General features: G+C 68.9%; 15 protein-coding genes. 6 read left to right on the top strand and 9 right to left on the bottom strand.

Features of this window, described 5'->3' with window-relative positions; translation table 11 throughout:
* Window positions 1–19 precede the first annotated feature (19 nt).
* The gene (locus ACTFAP_RS11365; RefSeq protein WP_500468979.1) at window positions 20–808 is read right to left on the bottom strand and encodes an aminotransferase class IV; all 789 of its coding nucleotides are present in this window, start codon (window positions 806–808) and stop codon (window positions 20–22) included.
* Window positions 809–975: 167 nt separating this feature from the next.
* Between ACTFAP_RS11365 and fxlM the strand changes: the two genes are divergently transcribed.
* From fxlM to ACTFAP_RS11340, 5 genes are read left to right on the top strand one after another with little or no spacing between them, the layout of a single operon-like run.
* On the top strand, window positions 976–2,214 hold the full coding sequence (gene fxlM / locus ACTFAP_RS11360) for a methyltransferase, FxLD system (RefSeq protein WP_500468978.1): 1,239 nt from the start codon (window positions 976–978) through the stop codon (window positions 2,212–2,214).
* A gap of 53 nt (window positions 2,215–2,267) precedes the next feature.
* Window positions 2,268–2,459 carry an FxLD family lanthipeptide gene (locus ACTFAP_RS11355; RefSeq protein ID WP_495684464.1) on the top strand — a complete coding sequence of 64 codons (192 nt, stop codon included), beginning with the start codon at window positions 2,268–2,270 and terminating at the stop codon, window positions 2,457–2,459.
* Between the two features lie 30 nt (window positions 2,460–2,489).
* Window positions 2,490–5,387, top strand: coding sequence for a lantibiotic dehydratase (locus ACTFAP_RS11350; protein WP_500468977.1), 2,898 nt, complete (start codon window positions 2,490–2,492; stop codon window positions 5,385–5,387).
* The gene (locus tag ACTFAP_RS11345) at window positions 5,384–6,523 is read left to right on the top strand and encodes a lanthionine synthetase C family protein (RefSeq protein WP_500468976.1); all 1,140 of its coding nucleotides are present in this window, start codon (window positions 5,384–5,386) and stop codon (window positions 6,521–6,523) included. Before ACTFAP_RS11350 ends, ACTFAP_RS11345 begins: the two co-directional genes overlap by 4 nt.
* Window positions 6,505–7,314, top strand: a complete 810-nt coding sequence (locus ACTFAP_RS11340) for a thiopeptide-type bacteriocin biosynthesis protein (protein WP_500468975.1) — start codon at window positions 6,505–6,507, stop codon at window positions 7,312–7,314. Before ACTFAP_RS11345 ends, ACTFAP_RS11340 begins: the two co-directional genes overlap by 19 nt.
* Before the next feature lie 75 nt (window positions 7,315–7,389).
* Here ACTFAP_RS11340 and ACTFAP_RS11335 read toward each other — a convergent pair whose 3' ends face one another.
* The 3 genes from ACTFAP_RS11335 to ACTFAP_RS11325 are packed head-to-tail and all read right to left on the bottom strand — an operon-like array spanning window position 7,390 to window position 9,079.
* A complete protein-coding gene (locus tag ACTFAP_RS11335) occupies window positions 7,390–7,752 on the bottom strand; it encodes a hypothetical protein (protein WP_500468974.1) in 363 nt (120 codons plus the stop codon).
* Between the two features lie 2 nt (window positions 7,753–7,754).
* Window positions 7,755–8,015, bottom strand: a complete 261-nt coding sequence (locus ACTFAP_RS11330; protein ID WP_500468973.1) for a hypothetical protein — start codon at window positions 8,013–8,015, stop codon at window positions 7,755–7,757.
* On the bottom strand, window positions 8,006–9,079 hold the full coding sequence (locus tag ACTFAP_RS11325) for a hypothetical protein (RefSeq protein ID WP_500468972.1): 1,074 nt from the start codon (window positions 9,077–9,079) through the stop codon (window positions 8,006–8,008). Before ACTFAP_RS11325 ends, ACTFAP_RS11330 begins: the two co-directional genes overlap by 10 nt.
* 342 nt (window positions 9,080–9,421) lie before the next feature.
* Here ACTFAP_RS11325 and ACTFAP_RS11320 point away from each other — a divergent pair, with 342 nt between their 5' ends.
* Window positions 9,422–9,580, top strand: a complete 159-nt coding sequence (locus ACTFAP_RS11320; RefSeq protein WP_500468971.1) for a hypothetical protein — start codon at window positions 9,422–9,424, stop codon at window positions 9,578–9,580.
* A 104-nt stretch (window positions 9,581–9,684) separates the two neighbouring features.
* On the opposite strand, the gene ACTFAP_RS11315 is transcribed toward ACTFAP_RS11320, so the two are convergent.
* From ACTFAP_RS11315 to ACTFAP_RS11295, 5 genes are all read right to left on the bottom strand, one after another.
* Complete coding sequence (locus ACTFAP_RS11315; protein WP_453856844.1) at window positions 9,685–10,104, bottom strand: ATP-binding protein; 420 nt, start codon at window positions 10,102–10,104, stop codon at window positions 9,685–9,687.
* A 125-nt stretch (window positions 10,105–10,229) separates the two neighbouring features.
* Entirely contained in the window at window positions 10,230–11,465 is a 1,236-nt protein-coding gene (locus tag ACTFAP_RS11310; protein WP_500468970.1) for a helix-turn-helix domain-containing protein, read from the bottom strand.
* A gap of 34 nt (window positions 11,466–11,499) precedes the next feature.
* Window positions 11,500–12,534 carry a helix-turn-helix domain-containing protein gene (locus ACTFAP_RS11305; protein ID WP_500468969.1) on the bottom strand — a complete coding sequence of 345 codons (1,035 nt, stop codon included), beginning with the start codon at window positions 12,532–12,534 and terminating at the stop codon, window positions 11,500–11,502.
* 162 nt (window positions 12,535–12,696) lie between these two features.
* Window positions 12,697–14,286, bottom strand: coding sequence for a hypothetical protein (locus ACTFAP_RS11300; protein ID WP_500468968.1), 1,590 nt, complete (start codon window positions 14,284–14,286; stop codon window positions 12,697–12,699).
* 154 nt (window positions 14,287–14,440) lie between these two features.
* The gene (locus ACTFAP_RS11295) at window positions 14,441–15,256 is read right to left on the bottom strand and encodes an IclR family transcriptional regulator (protein ID WP_500468967.1); all 816 of its coding nucleotides are present in this window, start codon (window positions 15,254–15,256) and stop codon (window positions 14,441–14,443) included.
* Between the last annotated feature and the right edge of the window lie 27 nt (window positions 15,257–15,283).

The raw sequence follows: 15,283 nt of genomic DNA, 5'->3' as shown, positions 1-15,283 counted from the left end.
TCCCCGTGCGCGCCGGGCCTCAGACGCGTTCCGCCGCGATCTTCGCGTAGCTCTCCTGGAGAGCGGTGAGCGTCGGGTGGTCGGTGCGCAGGGGGATGTGGTCGATGGCGGCGATGGGGCGGACGCCGATGCTGGTGTTGGTCGCGAACGCCGCCTGCAGGGTGGGGAAGGCGTCCCGGTGCAGCGGCTTCGTGATGCCGTGTCCGGCGTCCCTGAGCAGCTGGAGGGTCACGCCGGGCAGGACGTCGGCGTCTGGCCAGATGACGTTGCCGTCCGTGTCGATGAACCCGGCGTTCCAGGTGACACCCTCGCTCACCAGCCCGTCGTGCGGGCCGGTGAACAGCGCGTCGCCGAAGCCGGCGCGCTGGGCCCGGCGGCGGTGGTGGAGTGAGGCGAACAGGCCCGTGTGCTTGACGGCCGCCAGGTCCCTTTGGAACGGGCGGGCTTGCACTGTGAGCGGTGGCGGCGGAAAGGCGGCGGCCGGGCGGATCGTGACCAGGATGTGCGGGGTGGCGTCGCGGCCGGCGTGGCCGAGGTCCAGGGCCGGGTCGAAGACGGTGACCCGTACGGTGCAGGACCCGGGGGTGTCCTGGGCGAGCAGCGCCTGGCGGACGAGGGTACGAACGTGCACCGCGTCCAGGTCGGCGTCGAAGACCGTGCGGCAGTCGCGCACAAGCCTTTCGAGGTGGAGCGTCAACCCGCGCACCGCGCCGTCCTCCACGCGCATGGACGTGAAGTGACCGAGGTTGACGAGGGCGAGCGTCTGCAACTGCTCGGGTGAAACCGGCCTGCCGTCGAGTTCCGCCATGCGGCCAGTCTGTCATCCCGCCGTACCCCGACAGACGGCTCCGAGACGGAAGTTCGGTGCCGGTTCAGGGCTGGGGCGGTGCTGGCTCATTGGGAACGGTGACCGGCCACGGGCATGCTGGTCGGGCCGGATCCTCCCCACCCAGCACGAAGCAGGAGAACACCTGGATGACCGACTCCCTCGCCCCCGACAGCGGCACCGCACTGCGCGCATCCGTCATCGACGAGCTGATCGCGCAGGACTGGATCACCTCGGAGCGGGTGGCGGCCGTCATGCGTGCCGTCCCGCGGCATCGGTTCACCCCCGAGGCGCCGCTGTCCGAGGCGTACCACCCGTACAACGCCGTGGTGACGAAGCGGGACGAGGACGGGATCGCGGTCAGCTCGGTGTCCGCGCCGCAGATCCAGGCGATCATGCTGGAGCAGGCCGGGGTCGAAGAGGGGATGCGCGTCCTCGAAGTGGGCTCCGGCGGACTGAACGCCGCCTATCTCGCCGAGCTGGTCGGCGAGAGCGGCGAGGTCACCACGGTCGACATCGACCCGGACGTCACGCAGCGGGCGGAGAAGCTCCTCGCGGAGAACGGCTACGGGCGGGTCCGCGTGATTCTCGCCGACGCCGAGCGAGGCGTACCGCAGGACGCCCCGTACGACCGCATCCTGGTGACGGTCGGCGCGTGGGACATCCCGCCCGCGTGGGTCGAACAGCTCACGCCCACTGGGCGCCTGGTGGTGCCGCTGCGCGTGCAGGGGCTGACCCGGAGCATCGCCTTCGACCGCACAGGCGACCACTTGGAGAGCGTGTCCACTCGGGTGTGCGGGTTCGTCTCGATGCGAGGAGCCGGCGAGCACCAGGACCAGCTGCTGATCGTGGACGGCGCCGGCGGTGGCGTCCGGCTGCGGTTCGACGAAGGACTTCCGGCCGATCCGGGTCTGCTCGACAACGCCATCCGCACGCCCCGCGTGGAGGCTTGGTCGGGCGTGACGATTCCGCGCGGAACCATGGAGGACACCTTCCAGCTCTACCTCGCCACCGCGCTGGACGGCTTCTGCACCCTGTCCGTCGACCCCGACCGGGACACCGGCGAGGTCGAGCCCAGGAACAAGCGGTTCTCGATGGCAACCGTCCGGGGGGCCGACTTCGCCTACATCACCCCAAGGCTGACGGCGGACGGCCAGTCATTCGAGTACGGCGTCCACGCCTTCGGGCCCGGAGCCGCATCGCTCGCCGAGGCGACCGTCCAGCACTTGCGCGACTGGGACCGCGAGCAGCGCGGCGGTCCCGGGCCCCGGCTCACTGTCCACCCGGCCGGGACCGACGCTCCCGAGCCCGCCGACACGGTCCACCGGACCATCGACAAGGTCCACAGCCGCGTCACGATCTCCTGGCCCCGGACCAGGGCCTCCTGACCCTGCCCGGTGGCCGGGCCACCGCACCACCTCGACCACAAGGAAGGTGTGCCATGCCGCACAGCCCAACGGCCGACCTGCTGCCACCGATCGACGAGGACGACGACTTCACGCTCGACGTGCGCGTCGTCCTGGCCGCCCAGCGCAGCCCTCTGCACAACAACTGCCCCACCGACGACGGTTGCGGCGCCACCTGCGAGAACGGCGCCAGCGCCTGCGACTCCTTCATCGAGGAACCTGCCTGACCTACGCCCTGGAGCCGGAGGAGGCCCGCGGTGACAGCTCCATCCGATGCCGACTACTCGTGGCGGGACGGTGCTCTGCTGCGGGTCACCACCGACCCCGGCACTCCTGAGGTGCCGCGCGATCTGGATCTGACCGGTGAACGGGCAGTCGAGGACGGCGCCGCCTGGCTCGCGAAGGTCTGGGGGCGGGACGACGTGCGCGATGCCATCGCCCTCACCAGCCCGTCCTTGCAGACGCAGATCGACCGGATCCTGAACGGCCCTTCCCGTGACGCCCGCGAGGTGCGCCGTTCGGTGCTGGCCGTCGTCGGCTACCTGCTGCGCTGGCAACAGCGGCCCACACCGTTTGGGGTGTTCGCCGGCGTGGCCGCCGTGCGCATGGGCGGCGGCGTGCCGGAAGTGCGCTGGGGAGATCGACACCAGCACGTCGTACGGGCGGACGCCCAGTGGGTCTCGACCGTCACGGAACGCCTTGAGCGGCAGCCGCATCTGCTCGAACGGCTCCGCGTTCAGACCGCTCCGGAGGCTCAGATCCGGGGCGGCCGCTATGTGATCTCGGCGCAGACGGCGGACGAGGTATCGGTGCGTTGTACGGAGGCCGTCGCGCAGGCCGTAGCGGCGGCCCGCGAGTCGGTCCCGTACGGGCGGCTGCGCGCAACGCTCATTGAACGGTGGCCGGGTGTCGCCGTTGATCGCGTCGATGCGCTGCTGCGGGGCCTGGTGGAGAGCGGGCTGCTGATCGCCTCGCTCCGTGCACCGAGAACGGCCACCGACCCGCTGGACCACCTCTGCACCGTCCTGGAACAGGTGGGCGCCGAGGAAGCGGCTGCCTTCCGTCGCATCCATCGCTCCCTGAACGCAGTCTCGCCCTCGGCCGTGATCGGCGAGATGACCCAGTGGTGCCCCACACCGGCGGTGCCCGTCGCCGTCGACACGGTTGTCGACTGCCGGGTCGGCGTGCCCGAAGCGGTCGCGCAGGAGGCGCGGGATGCCGCAACCGCGCTGATCCGGCTCTCTCCCCACCCGTTCGGGAATCCCGCGTGGCGCGACTACCACGGCCGCTTCCGCGCTCGATACGGCAGCGGCACCGTCGTACCGCTCCTGGAGCTGGTGGCCGACAGTGGCCTCGGTCTCCCAGCCGGCTTCCCCGGCAGTCCGTGGAAGCGCCCCGCCGGGCAGCTCACCGCACGGGACGAACACCTCCTCGCCCTGCTTCAGCGCGTACAACTGGAGGGCCGCGACGAGATCGTCCTCACGGACCGGCTCATCGACCAGCTCGCCGGAGAGCCCGCTCGCGCCGTCCCCGACCGGATCGAGATCGCGGTCGCCGTACATGCCCCGACGATCGACGCCTTGGCACGCGGACACTTCCGGCTCACCGTCACCGGCACCCCGCGGCCCGGCAGCAGCATGGCCGGCCGGTTCGCCCCACTGCTGACGGCAGACGAACGCGCAGCGATCGCGGAGACCTTCACCAGCACGCGCGCCGACACCATCGCGGCCCAGCTGTCGTTCCCACCACGGCGCAGCCGCAGCGGGAACATCACCCGTACCGGCCGGCTGCTGCCGCACGTGATCCCGCTGGGCGAACACCACGCGCCCGGCCCAGGAGTGATCGCCCTGACGGACATCGGAGTCACGGCCGACCGCACGAACTTCCAGCTGATCCAGATGTCCTCCGGCCGCTTCATCGAGCCCCGCGTGCCGCACGCGCTCGAAGCCGTCCACCGCACGCCGCCGCTCGCCCGTTTCCTCGCCGAAATCACCAACGCGCGAAGCGCCGTCTACCGATCCTTCGACTTCGGCGCAGCTGCTCGGCTGCCGTACCTGCCGCGCGTCCGGTACCGCCGCACGACGCTCGCCGAGGCCCGCTGGCTGCTGGACGCGGACGACCTGCCCTCGTCCGGCGGGCCAGTGGGGGAGTGGGAAAGCGGCCTCGCGACCTGGAGGTCACGGCTCCGCGTACCCGAGACGGTGGTGCTCGCGGACCACGACCAACGCCTGCGGCTCGACCTGACCCACCCCGTACACCGGCTCTTCCTCCGCCGCCGACTCAACGCCGCCGGCCAACTGCGTCTGCGAGAGACACCGGCCGAGGATGCGACGGGATGGCTCGGCAGACCGCACGAACTCCTCATCCCGCTGCGCCTCACCGCACCACGGCCGGCACCCGCTCCCAGCACGGCACGCCGCGCCTGCGACACCACCGCCCTGACAGCGCAGATCCACGGGCACCCGGACCGCTATGACGAGATCCTGCTGGACTGGCTGCCCGAACTGCTCCGGGATCTCGGCGCGGCGCCGTGGTGGTTCACCCGGCAGCGCGCCGCACCGCGCCCGGACGCCCAGAGTCTGCTCCTCCTCACCTTGCCGCTGCGACGGGACGAGGAGTACGCGCAGACCGCTGGGCTGGTGAACAACTGGGCCCGGACTCTGCGGGCGAAGAATCTCGTGTCGAGGGTTCTTGTCAGCGAGGCGTTACCGGACGGGCATGCCGGTCTGGCGGAGGTGTTCGCCACCGACTCCGTCGCCTCTCTTGCCCAGCTGCGTCTCGCGGCGCGCGGGGAGTTCCGCCGCGAAGCCATCGCGGCGGCCGGCCTGCTCAGGGCCTCCCGCGGCTTCGGGGTCGCGCAGCTCATTGAAGCCCTTCCGCACGACCCCGTCCCGGTGGACCGGACACTCCATGACGAGGTCCGCGCGCTCGGGAACCATGTCGGGGCGTTCCCTGGGGGCGCCGAGGTCGAGCGGGCCTGGATGGCGCGCGGCGCAGCGCTATCCGGCTACACGGACATCCTCGGGCGCCTTCCCGCCCTGATCCGCGCCCACATTGTCCGGGCACTCGGCCACGAACGCGCCGTCCACCGCACGGTATGCCACCTCGCACGGGCCGGCGCGCAGCGCCTGCTCGCCACCGGAGGTGCCGCGTGACAGGCCGTTCTTCGCCCCCTCAGTCACTGACCGATGGCGCCGCCGGAACCGCGCTGCTCCATGTTGAACGCGCGCACCGCGGCCTGGGCGACTGGCAGACCGCCCACGGCTGGATCAGCCGGTCCACGGCGGCCGACATCATCGCGGACGACGCGGCCGGACTGTTCCACGGCCTACCGGCCATCACGTACGTACTGCACGCCGTCGGCCGTTACCCAACGGCGCTGAGCGCCCTGGACCCTCACCTGACGCGTCTTGCCCACCGGAGGTCGGCCGCGGCGATGGCCCGTGTCGAACGCGGCGAGCCCGCCACGTTTCGCGAGTACGACGTCTTCACCGGGCTGGCCGGCATCGGCGCGCTCCTGTTGCTGCGGCACCCGGGCAGCAGCGCGCTGGAGGCGGTACTGCGCTATCTGGTCGCCCTGACCCGACCGCTCCGCCTCGACGGACTCGCGGTCCCCGGCTGGTGGGTGGGCCACGACCCTCATTCGCGGACGGCGAGCCGCTACGCGGAAGGCCACGCCAACCTCGGAGTGGCACACGGCATCTGCGGCCCGCTGGCGCTGCTGAGCCTCGCCCGGTCGGCCGGCGCGCAGGTCCCCGGTCAGCGCGAGGCCATCAGCGCCATCCTCGACTGGATGGACACCTGGCAGCAGGAAGCGGACGAAGGGCCATGGTGGCCGGAGCACCTCACCCTGGACCAGGTCCGCAGCGGCCGGCCCACCCAGCGCGGCCCGGCACGCCCCAGCTGGTGCTATGGAACGCCCGGCATCGCCCGAGCCTGCCAGCTCGCCGCTCGCGCTCTCCGGGAACCGGCGCGGCAGCTCCGATACGAGAACGCCCTCGTCCGATGCCTGGCCGACGACCGACAACTTGACCGGCTCACCGACGCGGGACTCTGCCACGGCTGGGCCGGGACGTACCAGACCGCCTGGCGAGCGAACCAGGACGCCGCCACGAGGCACATCGATGAGCGCCTGCCGGTCCTGGCCGAACGGCTGCACCACCACGCCCTCTCCTCGGAAAGGGACCCGGGATTCCTCACCGGATCCGCCGGAACCGGCCTCGGTCTGCTCACCGCAACCACCAACCACGCACCGCACACGGGATGGGACGCATGCCTGCTGATCAGCTGATGTGGCGGCAGATCAACGTTGAGTTCGCCGACTGGGCCGAGGCGGAGAAGACGATGTCGACTCGACTCGCTCCCGTGCTTGAGCGGACCAGATCCTCCTGGTGGTTCATCCGCAAACAACCCTGCTGGCGCCTCAGAGCAACCTCGATCACGGATGAGCTGCACCAGACGCTGGCCGCGATGCGTTCCGCAGGCAGCGTGGTGAGCCACCGGGAGGTCATCTACGAACCCGAGATCGCTGCCTTCGGAGGGCCGGCGGCCATGGACACCGCCCACGCTCTGTTCCACGCCGACAGCCGGGCCATCCTCACCACCAACCGCCAGGGCAGCCCACTCGGCCGTAAGGAACTGTCCCTCCTGTTGTGCTCCACCCTGCTACGCGCTGCCCGCCTGGAGTGGTACGAGATGGGCGACGTCTGGCACCGGGTCGCTTCGGAACGGCCTGTAGCCATGGGGATCGAGCCGGATTCCCTCGCGGCTCTGGCCGTCTCTGTCCGGCCTCTACTTCGCGCTGACACGGCTGCGTCGGGAGGTGTCTGGGGACGGGGCGGACCGGGTTCCTTCGCCGTCACCTGGGCTGACGACTTTCGTCGGGCGGGCACGTTCCTCGGCCGAGCTGCCCACACAGGAACCCTGACCAGGGGACTGCGTGCGGTCCTCGCCTACCAGATCATCTTCCACTGGAATCGCCTCGGCCTGCCCACACGAACACAATCCACCCTGGCCCACGCGGCAATGAGTGCCATCCTCCACCAGCCCGTACCGGGACCGGACCCAGGACGGGACCGCTGAACTTCCAGCCGTGTTGACAGCCGCTGCCTCGACCCCGGTGCCGTCACACACCGGGGCCGAGGAGTTCTGGGGTGTTCAGGCGAAGGCCCACCAGACGCTGGCCACGCTCGCCGCCAGCGTCGCGACGCAGATCATGGTGACGGCCGTCGAGGCGCCGTGTGTGGCGACGTTCGCTGACGTAGTGGGGATGAATCGGAGGAAGCCGCGTCCGTGGTGGGTGGGGCCGCGTGGGGGGTCGATGTCGCGAACCCAGAGAGTGAGGCGTTCGGTGCAGCGAATGCAGGCGTGGAAGGGCTTGGCCCGGCCGAGATTGATGACGGGACCGAGCCACAGCACGTCGACTCCGTCCCGGTCGCACATCAGGCAGCGGCCCTTCTCAGTCCAGCCGGCGACGAGGTCGGTCTCCACGTAGACGTGACAGGGAGAATCCACAGGCATCGTCAGTACCTCCTGGTGAGCTGAGCGGCGGGTGCATCGGCGGTGGACTCGTCCACCTGGCCCGGACCGGTGAGCACTCTCCGCAGCACCGTCATTTCCCGGCCGGCGCACAAGGTCAGATGGTTGCCGTTCAGGGTGTGCAGCCTGCGGCCGTTGTGCAGCACCGTCACGGACATCACCGTCTCCGGTTGCCCGGCTACCGAGATCACGTCGCGGGCTCGAACCGCTTCCACCGGCAGGTGCAGTTCCACGTTCACGAACACGGGGACTCCTTCTCCGGAGTGAGGACGCGGATCACGAGGTCGGCCACGGTGCGGGCGCTGTCTCCGGTCCAGCGGCAGATTTCGTCCTTGACCGTCGTCGGCACGTGGGAGCCGATCGGCATGCGCTCGATGTGGCGAAGGGCCGCGGCGACTCCGTCACTCCCCGCGCAGCGCTGGGCAGCGCCGTGGTGCGCGAGGGCGAGTGTGGGATCGCCGGGCGGTACGAGTTCGAGTACGGGGATGTTCAGCAGAAGCGCTTCGAGCGCCGAGTTGGAGTAGCCCGTGACGAACGCGTCGGCCCCGGCCACACAGCCGCGGGCACCGACGTGCGGACCGGCCAGGACCACGGGCTCTCCTCCAGCGAACCGGAGCAACGGCTGGATCGCGGTCAGGCGTTGTGCGGGATGGGGAGCGATCGCGAGGCCCCAGCACGGGCCGATCTGCCGCAGCGAGTCGAGAAGTACGCGGAAGTGAGCGAGTAGCCGGCCCTCCGGGTGCGGCTGCGTCCCCCAGACCAGCATGCGCCGAGGGACCGTCCCCGCCTGGACGGTGAACAGCGCCTCCAGATAGTCCCGCTGGGCACGGCGGTCCACAGCGGCCAGCCCGTCGAAGCGAGGCTGACCCGTCACGTACTGTCGCGTCTCGCGGTGGTGGCGCTGCCAGCCGCTGCATCGCTCCAGGTCTCGGGGGCCCATGAGGGCGATGTGTTTGCAGTGTTGCGCCCGCCAGGCGACCTCGCCCTCTACCCAGGCACCGGGCTGGACGTAGACGGTCTCCGCACCCACACGCTCGGCGCAGCGGGTGGCGAGCAGTCCAGGCGGGTTGGTGTCGTCGGCGCACAGGAACGCCTTCGGCCGGACGGTGCCGAGCACGTTGTCCAACCACCGTTCCATGGCGACGGCGGTTGCCCAGGATGGCCCGGTGACGGACGAGGACCGGGTGATGGTGCGGGCGATCAGATCCGCCACCCCGGAGACGGGGAGGTCGTGGAATCCCACCCGTACGGTCCGTTCGTCGCGGATCGCGTGGAGCGAGCCGACGGGGAGACCGCCTTGGGGGATCACATCCGGAGGGCGAATGATCGCGATGGCGGGATGCGATGGTACGGGGAACCGGTGGTGCGTATCGCCGGCGAGATCGATCACGCTGCTGGTGATGCCACGCCGGGCCAGGTCGTCGAGGATCGGAAGCAGGGTTTCCGCGTGTGGTCTGCGGCAGGAGATGGCTGTGACGAGCGCCCGGTTGGAGGTGCGAGGTGGTGGCCGATGATCGTATCGGGCGAGTTGAGGTCGCTGCCTCGGCGGGCGCCCGTACCCGAGGCCCGTTTCGCCGGTGGTGTCCGTGAACCATGAGCCGCGCAGGGCAGTCGTCCCGCCCCTGGATGTCGGGGGAGGCCGCTCGTCATCATGCCGCGTGGACAGGACGTGCCGCACGATCTGCGTCAGCAGTCGTCGGGCCGGGACATGGTGGACGTCCAGCCAGCTCACCCCGCCCGGGGTGACAGCAGCGTCTCGGTAGGCGTTCTCCAGCTCCCGCATGAGCGCGTCGACGCGGCGTTCCAGTAGAAGGTGGGATCTGCTCGTTCTGTCCTGGTGAAGGATGGGTCGGTGTTCAGCGAACACAAGGGCCTCCGAACGGAGAAGACGTGGGGGATGGGAGGGCGCGGCCCTCAGACCAGGTCACAGCTGAACCAGACGATCTTGCCGTCACAGCGTTCGGTGAGTTCGGTTCCGAAGGCTGCGGCCATCTCGCGGAGCATCCAGAGCCCGCGTCCGGATTCGGCTTCCCAGTCGGGCTCGGCATCGACGCGGGGGAGCCTCCGGGAACGGTCGAAGACCTGTACGGTCACCCGTTTCCCGATGCGGGTGATCCGCAGATAGCAGCGGGGGTGGTCCACGTGCTTGGCGACGTTGGACAGCAACTCGCTGACGCCGAGCCGTACGAGTTCCACCGCCTGGTCATGTGCGCCCCAGCGCAGCAGTACCTCGGCCGCTGCCCGGCGCCAGTGTGCGATCTCTGTTGCATTGACGATCAGGGACTGTCCGTAGACGTGCTGGTCGTACGTGGCTCGTACGGAAGTCGTTGTCATGGCGCCTCGCCCGACATAGCGGTCCTTCGGTCCGGCCGGAACGGTGTTCCGGGCTGCCGCCACCGAAAGTAGGGGCCGAAGGAGCCTGAAGGTTCACCGTGGTGAACCCGCTGTGCGACGAGGTGTCAGGTGGCGATACCGATGCGGTGGGCCAGCCCTTGTACATCGCGGCGGATGCGGTCTGTGAGCCGGCGGCGGGCAAGTTCTCGCACGGTCTCGGCGATGAGCCGATTGCCCCGGACACGTTGCGGGGCGAGGCGCTCGGCGGTCAGCAGCGCGGCGACGGCGCTGGCTTCGCGGCCCCGGGTGTGGGCGAGGGAACGGCCCAGGTCGGTGTGGAATGCGGCTCGACGCCCGGCGGGTAGAACGGACAGATCCGCGTGGGGGCCGGTCCCGGCAGCGATGGCCGTCCCGTACTGGTGGAGATCGGTATTCAGGCTGACCTGGTGGATGCCGACGTTCGCCGGGCCGAAGTTGAGGTACCAGGCGCGCGATTCGCCGATCCGGTCGGCGAGCTTCGTGGCTTCGGCCAGGTGGTCCCTGACATCAGTGAGGCGGCTCTTCCCGGAGCGTGCACGATCGAGGGTGGTCGCCGTGGCACGGATCAGATGCAACTCGCCGAGCAGAGCCTGGGAGGCGGGGGTGGTGAGATGCCGCTCCAGGGTGTCGGCGGCATCGGTGGCGTGCTGGAGCGCCTGAGTGGGTGCGCCGGCGGCCATGAGCACGTGGGCGGTGAAGAAGCCCGACAGGGCGCTGTACGCCGGGTTTTCCAACTCCGCGGTGAGGTCGGCCGCCCTGGTGACCGCGAGGAACGCGAGGTCGGTGTAACCCAGGTACTTGAGCAGCATGACGGTGGCCGGGTTGTAGGCGGCGATCAGCAAGCGGAGGAGCCGTCGGCGCTGGTATCCGGTGTGGGTGTCGACCGCCGCGTGGAGATCAGCCAGGAGGTCGGGCAGGGTGGCGGAGAGCTCTCCGAATCCCGCCGCGTGGTATCGACGGTTGGCCTCGGCCACGCGCTCGGCCAGTACCTGCTCCGGCGGAGGAGGCCCGGGGGGCCGGGACCAGATACCCGCACCCATCAGGGCGAGCCGGAGTGCCGGGATTGCGGCGTGAGCGTCAGCTGAGACGCGGTCGGACGGGGGGAGGTGACGGCCAGCCAGCTCGACCGGTGTCGTCTGGAGGACCTCGGCCAGCGAGGCGATGTGGCGCGAGCTGTCCAGCAGACGCTTCCCGTTCTCCACCATGGACAGGAAGCCGACCGAGATTCCGGCCGCCTGCGCCGTCTCCTTGACTGTCAGACCGCGCCGCAGCCGGGCCATGCGCACCCGTGAACCGATCGCCTGAGCTCGCTCGTCATCCATCGCCGACACCCGCCTTGGGTAAGTGATGTATGTCTCAGCGTACGCGATCGGACCGAGGCGTTCGGGTGGTTACCCCGGTTCGCCAGAGGTGGTGCAGCACCTCGCGGGCGAGTGGGTCGGAGGCGAGCCGGAGCGGGGCGTAGCCGTGGGCCTGATCGAGATGTTCGGCGGCGTCGAGACTGCGGTCCAGTAGGGCGTGGACGCGGGCGGCGACGACCAGAACGTCGTACCGCTGAGCGCGGGGCAAAGACCCGTCCATGGCGCGCCCTATGTGGTCGAGGGCTTCGTCGGGCCGGCCGAGTTCGAGTGCGACCGACGCCCGAGCCGCCAGGACGCGGTCCGCCGCTGCCGCTGACTCGGCCTGCTGCGCAGCGGCCGCCAGCGCGGCATGCGCCGCGGAATGGTTCCGGAGGAAGGCGTGTGCCGTCGCCTGTACGATCAGCGTCTCAGCGCACATCGCCCGACCCGCCCGGATAAGGGCAGCCTCGGGCCGGCCTAGTTCCAGTAGCAGGCGTGCCTCCTCAGTGAGGACAGCACGGTGTTCCGGTGCGCGCGCTCGATGCAGCATCAGCCAGGCCAGATCCACGTAGCCCAGCCGCCGCAGCAGCCCGGCGCCCGCCGTGTACATCTCCGGTCGCGAGCAACCGGCGCTCATGCAGACCAACAACTCCGTTGCGAGATCGGATTCGTCCCCGTCCGATTCGGCAAGGAGGAGCCGGTCCAAAGTACGCTCGCGGCCATCAACGGCCCGGACGGGTCTGTCTACCAGGAGACGGCGGACAAAGAAGGCCGTGCTGAGGAGCTCAGCCTCGGCTTGGCCGCCGGGCGTAGCAGGTCTGCCCGACAACTCGACGGCGCTCACCCCCAGAGCGTCCGCGAGCTGAATCAAAGAGCCGTACGACGCGACCCAGCTACGCCCACCTTCGAGATCACTCACGGTGGCAACACCGAGGTCAGCGCGCACCGCCAGCTCGTCAACCGTCATCTGCCAGCTGGCCCTGATGCGCTGAACAGCAGCACCTATCGGGCCAGGGGAATCGGTGGTGCCTTGCCTGTCCATCTTCCGCATCGTCGCATAGTGGAGTGCGTCAACCGCACTGCCGGGCGAGCGCCGAGCGGATACAAACCAAGGCGAGCATTCGGGCCCGGACGTTGCGGCTCCGAGGTCGACGGTCTGGGGCAGGGGTTGCCCTGCCTCGGCGAACGAGCCACGTCCTGCCACCACGGGTGATTAACGGGCAGAAGGCTCATAATCTTGACATTTGCCCTCGATGCGCTCCGAGGTACTCGTCGAGGTCAGCCGAACCTGTTCGGCCGGAATGCGTAGCGGCGCGGCAGCATGCGCGTTCCACAGGACGACATGACCGTCCGCGATACCAAAGGAAAGATAGGGAAGGCGGGGATTCAGCTGGCCTCCCTTCTCCGCGAGTTCGGGCAAGGCCACCGTCGGTCTAACGCAAGACCAGGTAGTGCGCACACCGAAATAAGGCGGTGCTGGAGTGCGGTCGGTCGCGGCGCGTTGCAGTGCGGATGCGGCATCACGCGGCGATTCCATTGCATGGGTGGCTGCCGTCAATATCGCCATCACCATGATGAAAGCAAAGACACTTAGCCCCAGTACGCTTCCTGGGCGAATGTAGTTGAGATACCGCAGTAGCCCCCAGCCGGCGCCGACACCAAGTACAGAAAGTAGCGTGGGCCATAGAAGCTTCACAGCTGCCATAAGTTGCCAAGTCGTGCTCACTGCCGTTTCACTGGGGGTGAGCAGGAGCGCGTCGGCGTACATGTCGTGCAGCATTCTGCTGGTTATCGGTAGCGCAGCAGCCACGACGGTGACGAGTAGAGGCAGCACGCCAACGAGAAGTCCCTGCCAGCGCCAGCGTCGGACGAGTAGAACCAGTCCCGTTAGATAATATACTGCCGCTGCGAGCACAACAGCGTCCTTCCGGGACCATCCCTCTGAAAGGCCCGGGACTCCGAGGAAAACTGAGAGGATCACCAGAGTACTTATCGAGGCCATAAGAACCGTCTCGCGGCGGCTTCTCCCAATCGGAAGCTTCAGCGCCTTCCACCAGCCGATTGCCAGCGAAGTGATGGCAAGGCTGCCAAACAGAACTTTCCCCGCTGTAGGCGCTTCACGCGCGACAACGAGAAAAAACCCACTGGCGAGCAGCAGCCCTATGAAGATCATTCCTGCGGTCTGATTCGCTTTTTCCCCGATCAGTACGGTGCCCGGGCGTCCCAGTCCGTTCAGCGGGCGGATATCGATGTCAGTACGCGGGGTACCCGAAGAAATCTCCCTCGCCACCCTCAGTGCGGCCTCTCGCCTTCCGGTAATGCGTTCGCCGGGGAGGTCATACGCGCCGAGGTGCACAGCAGTCTGGTGAATTCGGTGTCGTATTCGCCAAAGCGACCGGGTCCAAAGGGGCGACGAAGCCGACGGTTGAGCCGGGGGCTGATGCTTGGTGGAATAAACTTGCCACGCTGGTTGCATCGTCGGATCGGCTATCTTGCGCCGAGGGAGCCGGGCATGCATGACAACTTCGGCCCGCTGGCCCACATCCTCAATCATCCATGATGCACGCCTGTGGGCCCGCCAAGGCGAACCCGGTACTGGCACGTCCACCCAATGGAAACGTGTGTCGCCATCGGTGCCGTAAGCACGTCGCGCGATACGTCGTTCGCGTGGAGTGGGGTCTCGCAACCCCCAGCCGAGCTTTCCGAACTCGTCTTCCGCTTTTGCCCAGGCTTCTGTCCCGCCCTGCACTTCAACGAGTTGGCTGATTGTGGTAGTCCTGGCTGGCCTGTCGCTGTGTGGCATGGTGGCCCGCTCGCTCCTCATTTGGTCGGACATCGCGAGGACCATGGAACCAGCAGGGTCTGACAAAACAGTTGTCTCATCGGATGTTCAGGAGCAGCAGCTTTTCTGCTTCGTGGCTCGTTCACCGGACGTGTGTGCTCGAAGGCGGTTCTTCTCAGTTGAAGGGGAACGGAGTGGACGAGTAACTGCTGAGCTTGGCGGCGGTGGTCTTGGTGGCTTCGATCACCGCGAGGGGTGGTTCCGGCATGAGGTGGGCCGGTTTGAGGAGGAGCGTGGAGCCGACGATCGAGTCGTGCCAGAGGATGGGGGCGGCGCAGCTGTTCCAGCCGGGCATGCACTCCTGGTAGCCGGTGGCGTGGCCTTGGTCGCGGATGTCGGCGAGGGAGCGCAGGAGTGCGTCGTTGTCGCGGTAGACCCCGGGGCCGGCACCATCCGGGACGGGCTCGGCGAGAACGCGGTACTGGATGCCCTCGGGGAGATAGGCCAGGATCGTTCGCCCGCTCGCGCCGGTGCGCAGGGAGCGGGTGACGGTGAGGACTTCCCGGGTGGTCAGGCCGAGTTCGGCGAGGTCCGAGTCGCCTACCGCCATGTCGACGCACTGGCGGTGCGCGCCGCTGAACGGGGCGAGCATGTAGAGCAGTACGAGACCGCCGTGGGTCGCTGTGCGTAGTTCCTCCAGGGCGGCGTGCGCGCCGTTGCCCGGGGCGTGGGCAAGGGCGTGGAGGGAGAGGTGCGCGGTGCTGGTGCCGAGGCGGTATCTGCCTCGCCCGACGCGTTCGAAGACGCCCTGGTAGACGCCGGACTGGAGGATGCGGAAGACGGTGGAGTCGTCCAGTCCGGACTTCTCCGCGAGTTCTCCGGGACCGTGAACGCTCCCGCCGAGGTCGGTGAAGGCGCGTTGAACGCGGAACACGCGCTCGGCGTGGCCGCTTCCTCCGGAGCGGGATGAGGCGGCGGCGTTGTTGTGCATGCGTCTCCTCGGGTCGGGCGAGGCAGC

The sequence above is a fragment of the Streptomyces sp. PH9007 genome, from assembly GCF_059813725.1.
Note: the sequence above shows the minus strand (reverse complement) of the source record. Positions and strands in the feature narration are given on the sequence as shown.